Origin of the sequence: Microcoleus sp. w2-18bC1 (assembly GCF_036700365.1) — a bacterium.
Taxonomy (GTDB): Bacteria; Cyanobacteriota; Cyanobacteriia; order Cyanobacteriales; family Microcoleaceae; genus Microcoleus.
In genome coordinates, this window is the sequence record NZ_JAUBOS010000067.1 from 24,189 (window position 1) to 34,790 (window position 10,602).

General features: G+C 46.6%; 9 protein-coding genes. 6 read left to right on the plus strand and 3 right to left on the minus strand.

From position 1 onward, the window contains the following. Positions 1-912 precede the first annotated feature (912 nt). Positions 913-2,748, minus strand: a complete 1,836-nt coding sequence (locus tag QT979_RS24120) for a caspase family protein (RefSeq protein WP_333311907.1) — start codon at positions 2,746-2,748, stop codon at positions 913-915. A gap of 281 nt (positions 2,749-3,029) precedes the next feature. Here QT979_RS24120 and QT979_RS24125 point away from each other — a divergent pair, with 281 nt between their 5' ends. The 5 genes from QT979_RS24125 (at position 3,030) to QT979_RS24145 (ending at position 6,861) form a co-directional block, all read left to right on the plus strand. After that, on the plus strand, positions 3,030-3,731 hold the full coding sequence (locus QT979_RS24125; protein WP_333084954.1) for a V4R domain-containing protein: 702 nt from the start codon (positions 3,030-3,032) through the stop codon (positions 3,729-3,731). A 93-nt stretch (positions 3,732-3,824) separates the two neighbouring features. Further along, positions 3,825-4,091: a hypothetical protein gene (locus QT979_RS24130; protein ID WP_333211705.1), complete on the plus strand. Its 267-nt coding sequence runs from the start codon at positions 3,825-3,827 to the stop codon at positions 4,089-4,091. A gap of 170 nt (positions 4,092-4,261) precedes the next feature. Then, entirely contained in the window at positions 4,262-4,732 is a 471-nt protein-coding gene (locus QT979_RS24135; RefSeq protein ID WP_333211707.1) for a phycobilisome protein, read from the plus strand. A 57-nt stretch (positions 4,733-4,789) separates the two neighbouring features. Next, positions 4,790-5,452, plus strand: a complete 663-nt coding sequence (locus QT979_RS24140; RefSeq protein WP_333211708.1) for a V4R domain-containing protein — start codon at positions 4,790-4,792, stop codon at positions 5,450-5,452. A gap of 242 nt (positions 5,453-5,694) precedes the next feature. Next, on the plus strand, positions 5,695-6,861 hold the full coding sequence (locus QT979_RS24145; protein ID WP_333211710.1) for a pentapeptide repeat-containing protein: 1,167 nt from the start codon (positions 5,695-5,697) through the stop codon (positions 6,859-6,861). A gap of 17 nt (positions 6,862-6,878) precedes the next feature. Here the strand turns inward: QT979_RS24145 and QT979_RS24150 are convergent, their stop codons facing one another. After that, a complete protein-coding gene (locus tag QT979_RS24150) occupies positions 6,879-7,349 on the minus strand; it encodes a phycobilisome protein (protein ID WP_333211712.1) in 471 nt (156 codons plus the stop codon). A gap of 38 nt (positions 7,350-7,387) precedes the next feature. Continuing rightward, on the minus strand, positions 7,388-7,870 hold the full coding sequence (locus QT979_RS24155) for a 2Fe-2S iron-sulfur cluster-binding protein (protein ID WP_006635922.1): 483 nt from the start codon (positions 7,868-7,870) through the stop codon (positions 7,388-7,390). A 506-nt stretch (positions 7,871-8,376) separates the two neighbouring features. Between QT979_RS24155 and QT979_RS24160 the strand changes: the two genes are divergently transcribed. Beyond that, a complete protein-coding gene (locus QT979_RS24160) occupies positions 8,377-10,314 on the plus strand; it encodes a serine/threonine-protein kinase (protein ID WP_333311908.1) in 1,938 nt (645 codons plus the stop codon). The last annotated feature ends 288 nt before the right edge of the window (positions 10,315-10,602 follow it).

Here is a 10,602-nt window from a genome sequence, read left to right on the forward strand (position 1 = left end):
CATCTCCCGGCTAACGAAGACTCACAGCTTGCGAATCCAGATAATTTGTACTCTGTGGTGGTGAATCTGTTTCCTGAATTCATTGGGGGCGATCGCTCCTCCGCCAGAATTGCCAGTAACGGCTCATTTTGTATACTTCATAACAGATATGTCACTGTTCATAATTTAAAAACAGTACAAGTTTCAACAGTCTTCCATCCGTTTATCGCTCCTAATAGCCCACGAAGAGGGATAAAAAAAATTAACTCTGCATACCCAATTGTTTAAAGCGATTTTGCCTTAGCCACTTGCCTGAGACAGCAATTTGATATAGCCAAATTTGGTGATTATTTAAGTTTAAAATAAACTATAAACTTAGGTAATAAACATACTGAATAGAATTCAAAGATTAAGTGTTTTACTTAATTTAAAATTAAATTGTTAGGTCTCATTCATAATTTCTAGTAGACATTTTAACACCAATGTTTATTGTTAATAACAACTGATTCGTGACGGTGGAGGTGCAGATTTAGGGAACTTTGGACGTGAATTTAAAATATTAATTAACCGGGTTGCACAATTTGAGACCTTGTGGGGAGTAGGGTTAGGCGTCTCGCCTGCTCTGAAAATACACGCCTTCGGGCTCATGGGTTGATCGCAAAAAAACTTAAAATCATCACGCTATTATGTAACCCCCCATTAACAGCTCATACGATATCTTTTACTCTACAAAAACTAACCTACCAGGCAGCATATAAAATCCCCTCGCGCAGAAGCTGCGGAGGGGAAATGGTGAATAAAATTATTGGTTTTAAATTATCGATGTGTAGATCTCTTTTGGCAGTATCAAAAGGTACCGAGCGATCTATCGACCTACTTCGGCCAGTCGCTAAAATAATTTCCCGGTGGGAAACCGAGAAATTATCAACTAAATCAACCTTTTTTCTGCTGGCGTTGGAGCTTAGTTTTCCAATTGGCGATCTCCTTCTGAGCCGGCTGATAACTCTTAGTACCCGACGGCACCAACGAAGCAGCTTCAACTGCCTCTTTCAGCTTTCCTTGAGAGCCACGCAACTGAGCAATTTTGAGAATACTTTCGCTCCACTCTCCAATTAACTGTTGAGCTTCTGCATACTTCGGCTGACCGGGCTCAATTTTATTAGCTTGCTGGATGCCTTTACTGTAAGAAGAGGCAACCCCCCGCTTAATTAGACGCTTAGCAGCCGATAGCAAAGCAATATTTACATCTTGGTCTTTGGATAGCTCCTCCCACTGAGCGATCGCCTGTTTCGACTGATTGTAAACAGGCTGATTGACATCCGGCATCAATTTAGCCGCGCCGATCGCCCCCTGGAAATCGCCCCGAGCAGCCCGCCCGTTAGCTATATCCAAAATCGTTAAACTCCAGCGCTCAATATCCTGCTGAGCCTGCGGGTAGAGCGGATCGCTAGCCGGAATCGTTCGAGCCTTAACCACCGCCCTATTAAAACTAGAAGCCGAACCATCTTTGAGGAAAGTTTTCGCCTCAGCCCACACCTGCTGGCTGGATGGTGGCTGCTTGGTTCCAGTCCCCGCTTGCACCGCCCGCTGTTGGTTCTGCGATCCCCCAGTACCAGTAAATTTTTGAGATCCAGAGTTTTCGGCATTTTTAGCAGGCGATCGAGGATCTCCTTCCTGCTGACCAATAAAAATTGATTTGTTCGTCACAAAAACACCCAACAGCAGCACCAAAGCCGTAGCTGAACTCCATAAAACTAGCTGCTGCAAAAATGACTTATCCGACCCCCCGTTATGCTCATCCTCCGGCTTTTGCAAGTTCGGTCGATCGCTCCCCCCATCAGCCGGGCCCACAGCATTTGGTGGCGACACAGGTGGCATCTCAACCGACGAATCCTGAGCGTTGCGAACTGCCGGAGGCACATCCATTCGAGCCGTAGCCATCGCCATTTGCGGGCGATCTAACCCATCAGCCGTACCAACCGCCATATTGCCGTTGCGTCCTGCCAACGCAGCAGTTGGTACCCCTGAAGCATCGGGCAAAATCACCAAATTAGCCTTTCCTGGAGGATTCACCACCATCAAAGGTTCTTGTTTCGGACGCAAATGGTGGTCACACAGCTCCGGCAGTCGATCGCTCAAAAAACGGTCTAAACCCTTAATCGTCATGCACTGTCCCGATCGCAGCCCCTCCAAAAGCGCCGTCGTAAAAAACCCCTGACGCAAAGCCGAAGTTTCCCGCGAAACTTGATTCGGGCGGCAAGAAAGCACCGTCGGGATTTCCAGTTCCCGCGCCCGATCGACCGTTTGAGAGCCGATCGTTTCCCCCGCTTTCACAATCTGGCTGCGGTTCATATCAACCAGCACCAATACCGTTTCCGTAGGAGCGTTTTTCAGAGTATTCAACAGCAACTCTACCGGAATCCCTGTACCCTGAATGTCAGCCGGATTGCCGTCAACCGGCATCAAATAATCCTTACCTTCATAGCTGACACCGTAGCCACTAAAAAAACACCAGAGTAAATCTCCCTGTTGCACATGTTCCGCGCACAGGCTTTGGGTCAATCTCAGAATATTTTCCCGATTTGGATAGGTAGATTGACCCCACAGCGACGGCGAGCTATCGGTCATCAGCAGACATCCATCCGGCGCAAAACCCGCCTCCTCAGTCAAAAAACCGTACAGCGCCTCTGCATCCTCTTGGGCATAACTCAAAGGCTGGAGTAACTGATATTGATTGATGCCTATTGCAATACAAGCGTGATTTTTCATCCCCATATGCCCTATATATATAGTGGACAGCTTGCACAAAACGATAACACATACCCGTTTAAGGTTATACCCACTTTCGTCAGCACTCAGAGAGCAGTTGACCGCAGGCAGAACTCCCAACAAGCCCCCCAATTTAGCATCCTAGAATTTTTAATTTTTATATTGCAGTAAAAATTTATATCCTGTGCCTGCCTTTAGAAAAATAAAGTTAAATTGGATACACAGGCCCTTCTATTTGACTTTAATTTCACCAAACTACACCAAAAAGGAATAACCTGCCAATGGTCTCTACCGCCAAAAAAGAAATCTCCCCCCACAGCGAATCGTTACTGAAGCAAAATCATCCCAAAACTCACAGCCACTATAGGTTTCAGGATTTTTTTGCCTTCGATCGCCAGATGGGTACAATTGACGACTGGAATGAGTCACGCAACATTTTTACCAGCGAAGACTTCATTATCGGTTTGGTGGAGGGGCTCGAAGAAGAAGTCGGCCCCGCGTCCTCTGTCATCATGTATACTATTGGTTGCCAGTGGGGACTCCAAGATTCCGAATTTTTTCAAAAATGGTTTAGTGCTGAATACAGCCAGAACATTCGCCAGTCAAATCTCATGTTTCTGCTAGAAACTTGGTGGTGGCCTTTCACGGCTCAAGGTTGGGGTCGCTGGGAAGTGGACATGAGCGATCGCAAACACGGCTGCATCTTCATCAACCTCTTTGACTCAGCAGTTGCTCGCACATTGGGCGACGTAGGCAAACCGGTTTGTCACCTATACGCCGGTTTGTTCGCCGGTTTCTTCGGCTCTTTAGTCAAAAAGCCTCTGAGCTGCATAGAACTTCAATGTTACTCAATGGGAGAAACCTATTGCAAGTTCCTGCTGGGCAACCCAGATAAAATTGATGCAGCAGCATTCTGGCTCAACGAAGGTGCCAACGCCCGCGATATTCAAAATCGACTGCAACACGGTGAAATATTGCGGTAAACAACCTGGAAAGGCACATCCCCTGCCCTGCCTTTCCTCCCACCAATTTCGCGATGAAAGTGCGATGGTGGATTTCTCCAGGCAGGAAGAAAGATGAAAAGTCAAACTTCATGGTTGGACCAATCTGTCCAAGAATTCTTTGGTCACTATAATTGGCTGGGAAAATCTTTAGAAACCTCAAATGGCTCGACCCCCGGTCAACTTCTGAGTTTAACCCAGCCCGTAGCAGACTTTTTTCAAGCTATTTCTTGGGAAGGAATTCCGGAAGTAGGTGCCCTACCCCTACCGCCACCCTTGCCAGTAATTTCTATTTCTGAACAAGCAGAAGTCACCATTGATGACCTATTTGACCTGTTTTAATCTGTGTGCCAAATGGAAAATAAAAAATAGGGCAATCCCTCATCCATCTTCCCTCACCCATCTTTCCTCATCCCTCAAAATCCATTAGTTAAACCCGTTAAATCCCGTACATAGCTCGTTGCCGAACTTCCTTCCTTTTATCAATTACCGATTACCACTTAATTAAAATCATGCACCCTGAGATTGAGGCGCTGCTAGATCAGGCAGAAAACCGCTTTTTAAAAGGCGAAGAACTCATGGCTTTTAAGCGTCAAGCTGTAACCCTTGTTCAGCGCTTAAAAATTTACGAATTTTTGCGAGAGAAGGAAGCAAGCATCTTCCAACCAGTAGCCAACAAACTACAAGAAACATTCCCCGACGAAAAACAAGAAACCTTAGAACGATCGCTCAAACATTGGGTGTTAGTCTTGCGGTACTGCGCTATGGCTATGCTGCTAAACGATCAAAATTTTCTGGAACAGCGCCTTGTAGACTGGCTTTCCGGCATAGTCGCAGCCCACCAAACTCAAAAAATCGAAGCAACTGTTTGTAATCTGCTGCAAACTCGTTTAAAAGAATTGCTTTCCGAGCAAGCCCGGGCTATATTGCAACCATTTTTTGACCAAGCACAGTCAATTATTATTGACCAAGGTAATAAATAATCAGCTTTCTTCCCAATTTCCAATTTCCAATTCCCGATTCCCAATTCCCAATTCCCGATGATTAATATTGCCGACTTACTCAAACAGCCCCGACTACCGGGAAACTACTTTGCCAGCGATGCCTACGTCCGAGGCGACCTCGAACTCGGTCTCCTCGAAAACCGCCGGGGCGATCGGCTTCTAGCACTCCCAGAAACACTGATTCAAGCCATTTATATCGGCTTAGAACAAGAAACAGGTCAAGCCTCTCGCCTCGTGCTTTTCAACTGCGGTCGCTGGTGGGGTAAAAACTTCTACGTGCGTTTTTGCGAAGAAGTTAGCGAATACTACGGTCAGCCAGTTTCTGAAATGGAAATGGTAGAATTTCTTCAGTCCTTACAGCAGTGTTGGAAAACTCATGGATGGGGAACATTTGAATTTGACCCCAGCTATTCCGAACAGGGATTTTTAATAGTAAAAATTGCTAACTCTCTTTTTGCTAAAACAGCTCCCAAGTCTAAGCGACCAGCCTGTTTTTTAGAAGCAGGTATTTTAAGTGCGTTCTTTAGTCAGCTTACGGGTCGAGAACTTCACTGTCTGCAAACATCCTGCGAATCATTGGGTTCGGACTGCAACCGCTTTATTTTAGGGCTGCGCGAGCGCCTCCAACCAGCAGATTCTATGGTCGAAGAAGGAAAAGACCATGAAGCTATTCTCAGTCAACTTTTTCAAAAAAACTGACTTATTTGACAGCTATTAGTTTGTTGCTAATAGCTGTCAAATCGATTTTTGGGCAGCCATATTATCGACCGTATCATCAAAACTGTGAGTTAAATTATAAAAAAGCTCGTGAGTTAAAAAATAAGGTTTTAGCAATTCAAATAAAACCTGATGAGAACTAGCAGCTAGAAACTTCATAACTTACTCTAGAAACTCATAAAATTTAAAAGCCATCAAAACCTCAAACATTTTGCTAGAACTTAATGGACGCCAATGAACTTCTAACTCGATATGCAGCCGGCGAAAGAGATTTTAGACTGGCAAATCTGCGCGGCATTGTGTTGAGTCCGATCGATTTATACCGTTCCAGCGATGCCCCAACTCTAATTTTGGCAAACCTCAACCAACACCAGCAACGACCCTACTTAATCGGTGCGAACCTCAGCGGGGCGGACCTCACCAAAGCCCATCTGAGCCGAGCCAATCTCAGCAAAGCTGACCTCAGCGGAGCCAATCTCACCGGCGCCAACCTCATGGCAGCCAGTCTAAGCGGCGCCAATCTCATCGGTGCCAATCTCACCGGCGCCAACCTAGCAGGCTCTCATCTGAATTGGGCAAACCTGACCGGAGCAAATCTTCCCAATGCTAATCTCATAGGTGCTGATATGAGCGCCGCTAACCTCACCAAAGCCGTTCTCACCGAGGCTAATCTCAGTAAAGCATATCTGATTAAAGCCAATCTCAACGGAGCAAACTTCAAAGATGCTTACTTAAGTCTAGCGAGTCTGAAAGAGGCAGACTTGACCGAAGCACAGCTCACCGGAGCCGAATTATCCAAAGCCAACCTAGCCGGAGCCAACTTAACCCGTGCTAACCTCAGTAAAGCCAACCTGTTGAAAGCTAATCTCAGGCGAGCTAACCTAACTCAAGCCTATTTAAACGGGGCGTGCTTGATCGGATCAGACCTTAGCGAAGCTTGCTTGGATAGAGCCAATTTGTGCAAAGCAGACCTCAGCAAAACCTATCTGAGAAACATTACTTTGAATGGCAGTCACTTAAGCGGTATTAACCTCAGCGGAGCCGATCTGGGCGGTGTAGACTTGAGCCGCAAACTTTTAACTGGAATTAATATGGCAGAGGCATTGTTGAACGAAGCCAACTTGAGCGGTGCCTATCTGATGGAAGCTAACTTGAGCGGGGCCAACCTCAGCAAAGCCAACTTGAGTCTAGCCTACCTGCTCAATGCCGACCTTTCTAATTCTTGCCTGCATGAAATTAACTTGAGCAAAGCTAACCTGAGTAAAGCCAACTTGCAGAAAGCTGACTTGACAGGAGCCAACCTCCGGGGAGCCATTCTCACTGAGGCGGATTTGACGGGAGCGAAGTTGATTGGAGCCACTCTTCCTAACGGCACAGTTTATCGGCGTTAACTTGTCAACCCCCTTGATTATTTGCCGAGTAAAGTGCGGTTGATGTCCAGAATCGGAAAAAATAGGTTCCTTTCTTCCACTGTGAGATATTGTTTGAGAACCTTTTTCATCACATCGTAAGTCACGGTCGCACTATTTCTAACTTGAACAGCGCCTAAAATAGTTTGCAACCAAAGTAGTAGCCGATCGCGCAATCGTTCCGTATCATTAATCAACAGTGCTGCCGCCGAATGCCTCAACACCCGCACAATATCTCCACGGCACTTTTCAGTCATATCGTTAGCCCCCCGCCGAAATAAACCAGGGTCTAGAGAGAGCATTTGTGCTTCCACTTGCCGCATAATTTCTGTTTCAGAGGCTTGAATTTTTTTATAAGCACTCATCCGGTGATTCAAAGACTGAAAGTAGTCTTTCAAAAATTGGAGTTCTTCTGCACTGGCGTAGCGTCCGTCTGCTTCCATGCTCAAACGCGCAAGTTGGCTCAACATAGATTTTTCTCTACTACTAAAATACAAACATATCAGTTTTAAGCTTCTTTAGTCCGAACTAAATATTGTCCTACTTGAAAGCGGGTTTCATTAAGCTGTGTAACAATAGAACGAGTAATTAACTTTCCCGATTCTACAACTACTTGACCCGTAATTGGGTGTAATAAATCTTGCTGGGCCCGGCGGCCGATCAAAGCTTCGACATTTTCAATCGCATTAATGTACATCCCCGCAGGCAACTGTACAACCACACCCTCACCCATAATTTGAGCCTGACAAGCAAGTCGCGAATTGGCTTTAGCCGTAGTAATGACTTCCAACGTCCTTCTCTCGCGGCGGTTCATGTCCGACAAGCCTTCCATGCCTTCTTTAATGTAAACATGGCAGGTAGCGCACATTCCCCGCCCCCCGCATTCCTTGAGAACGTCTAAGTCTTTGGAAAGTAAGGCAGACAGGATATTCGATCGGGTTTCGACTGCTATTTCCTCCGCAATTGGATCTAGTTTAATAATTTTAACCATATTGATCTTTGCTCCTGTCAAGTTCAGTATTTAGCAAGTTACGATTAACTTATTTAAAGCGCAAAAAAAATTGGTTAACACTCAAAAAGGTTAAGATGCCTTGACGACAGCATCGGCTTCTGGATCTCTAGCCCCTATGGCATAACCGCACTTCTTTCTGTTTTGGTCATATCGCTGTTCCCTCGCCCCGATCCCCCAGCTTAGCCTTGAAAAGCTAAAACTTTAGATACTTTCTGGATGGCATTGAAAAAACTGTAATAGTCGCGATCGACTAAAATAGCAGCCACAGGTAGTTCCAGATCGGGTACCGGCATCCGGCAAGATTGATAGTGATTCCGAAGCTCAAGGATTTTAGTAGGTGCGACAGTGTGATCGCTCTCAAAGAGGCTGAGAATGAACCTGAGATAACATAGGCTGTACCTGGCGAGGGGTTCAAAAATTTGAATTTTTGTCAGAATTATTTACATATTTTAATACTAGCTCAAGCTTTTTCTATAATTAGACCGATGCAACATTCTAAGTACCGTATTTTAGGGCTAGTCGGACAAGGACAATTTGGTCGAGTCTTTTGTGCCAGCGTTCGAGAAGCTCCCGCCCAGGACTCCCGCCTCACCAGCCAACTGGTTGCTCTCAAAGAACTTAGTCATCAAAAAGCCCCAACTAGCGAATTCTTGCGAGAGCTGTGGTTTCTGATCACCTTGCAGCACCCGAACATCGTTACCTGCCGAGCTCTAGAACACACAGCTACAGGCAGGTACTTGGTTATGGACTACTGCGAGGGAGGAACCCTCCGCAACCTGCTCAAACAAGAGCGCCCCTTGCGTTTGCTCGAAGGTTTGCAGCTAGTCATGGAAGTTTTAGCAGGCTTAGACTACGCCCACCGCCGAGGCGTAGTTCACTGCGACATCAAACCCGAAAATATCCTCCTAACTTTAGGGGCCAAAGGTTGGTCGCCCCGGCTGTCTGACTTTGGCATCGCGCGTCGGCTGCCAGAAATTGGTACCACTCGCCTCCACCAAGAACTTTCTCCCGACGCTACCGTAGGTTCCCCCGCTTACATGGCCCCTGAGCGGTTTTACGGTCTTTTTTCCCCGATGTCAGATATATATGCAGTAGGCATTCTGCTGTTTGAATTGCTAATGGGCTACCGCCCTTTCGGGGGAACCCCCGGAGACTTGAGGTGGGCGCACCTGAATCAACGCTTGCAATTTCCCGACGCCATCCCCGAACCTTTGCAAGCAATAGTTAAAAAATCTTTAGAAAAGCTGCCAGCCCGCCGTTTTGCCAGTGCTTCCCAAATGGCTCAAGCTCTGCGACTGATCATGTACGACCCCGCTGTCAGGCAATTGGGCGACTGCATTATTCCTTGGGAAAGCCCCACAACCAGTAGTGATAAAAGTCTGAAGTCGGAAACTGACTCTTTGCTGGAAGTTGAAGAGGAAGAAGCATCACAGTCGGCTATTAATTTACTTGGGACTGCGCGCTATTCGCTTTCGCAGCCAAAGCCACTGATACTTCCTGCACCGTTGACCGCTTTAATTGCCACTGAAACCTATCTATATGCTGCTGTAGGTACAGAGGTCAAGGTTTGGTCTCAGCCGGGAAAACAGCTAGTTACAGGAGAAATTTCTACTTCTATTTCATTAATGGCGGAAATTGTGCGTGGCATTTTACCGAGTTCCCACGGCTGCTGCGTTCTTACTCCGCAAAAACTTTACTGGCTCAATGAGCGCTCTTGGGAGCCTCAGTGCCTGTTGGATATGGGTTTGAGGCAAGGCCCAGATGCTTTAAAAGCTGCTATTGACTCTCACGGCAACTGGTTGACAGTAGCGGTTCCCGGCGAACTGCGTTTTTATTCTTTAGCTGGAAACAGCACGGCGGGCGATCGGGAAAAAGCCCTGAAGCTGATCGCTACTGTGCCGTTACCAGAACACTATTTACCAGAATTAATGTTTTTGGATCGGCGACACGTCTTAGCCGTTTGGCCGGACAACGAAACAAAAAATCCCCAAACTATTTTTAGAGTTTACACTCGCCGCGGCACGCCGGTGGGTTCTGTGCGGTTATCTGCCAGCGTCGGACAGATCCTATTGACACCTGAGCCTTATACTTTGCTGGGAATTCCCCAAGGTGGTAAAGCGGCGGTGCTGTTGATGAAATTGTGGCCGCTCAAGGTAGCGCGAATTCCCCTGGAAAGTTTGCCCGTGTCTGCTTGTGTGGCTAATTGGGGATGGGTATTAGCAGATGTCGGGGGGCAGATAGAAGTGTTAAACAGTCAAGGAATTCAAGTAGGGAATTTTAGCAGCCCCTCCTCACCCCGGGCGATAGCTCCCTGGGGGAATAAAGGTTTGGTGATTGCTGTCAATACTGAGGAAGAGAGTCACTTGCACTTTTTAGATGTAGATGTTGAGGAGACCAACTCGCGCTCGCTCATCAAAGGCTGATAACTGGCGTAACTAAAGGAGTCTCGGGGTGTAATTGAGGAGAGTGTATTGGCGGGCGATCGATTCCTGGGAGTTTGATCAGGGTGAGAGTACCGTGTCGTGTCAGCTTCTGGATTTTGAATCAGAGGAATTGTTAAGGGCGATCTGCTCAATCTGAGACCTCAACCTCCCTCACTAAAGTCCAAGAAATGCAAACACCACTTAAATATATATAGGGCTTGCTGAATAATCGATCGCACATCAAGAATAAGAGCGATCGATATCTTCAAGCCGAGTTAAATATAAGTT

Excerpts from the sequence above, each read along its gene's own strand:
- QT979_RS24120 (WP_333311907.1), bottom strand. The coding sequence starts at position 2,748 with ATGAAAAATCACGCTTGTATTGCAATAGGCATCAATCAATATCAGTTA.
- QT979_RS24155 (WP_006635922.1), bottom strand. The coding sequence starts at position 7,870 with ATGGTTAAAATTATTAAACTAGATCCAATTGCGGAGGAAATAGCAGTC.
- QT979_RS24150 (WP_333211712.1), bottom strand. The coding sequence starts at position 7,349 with ATGTTGAGCCAACTTGCGCGTTTGAGCATGGAAGCAGACGGACGCTAC.
- QT979_RS24125 (WP_333084954.1), top strand. The coding sequence starts at position 3,030 with ATGGTCTCTACCGCCAAAAAAGAAATCTCCCCCCACAGCGAATCGTTA.
- QT979_RS24160 (WP_333311908.1), top strand. The coding sequence starts at position 8,377 with ATGCAACATTCTAAGTACCGTATTTTAGGGCTAGTCGGACAAGGACAA.
- QT979_RS24140 (WP_333211708.1), top strand. The coding sequence starts at position 4,790 with ATGATTAATATTGCCGACTTACTCAAACAGCCCCGACTACCGGGAAAC.
- QT979_RS24135 (WP_333211707.1), top strand. The coding sequence starts at position 4,262 with ATGCACCCTGAGATTGAGGCGCTGCTAGATCAGGCAGAAAACCGCTTT.
- QT979_RS24130 (WP_333211705.1), top strand. The coding sequence starts at position 3,825 with ATGAAAAGTCAAACTTCATGGTTGGACCAATCTGTCCAAGAATTCTTT.
- QT979_RS24145 (WP_333211710.1), top strand. The coding sequence starts at position 5,695 with ATGGACGCCAATGAACTTCTAACTCGATATGCAGCCGGCGAAAGAGAT.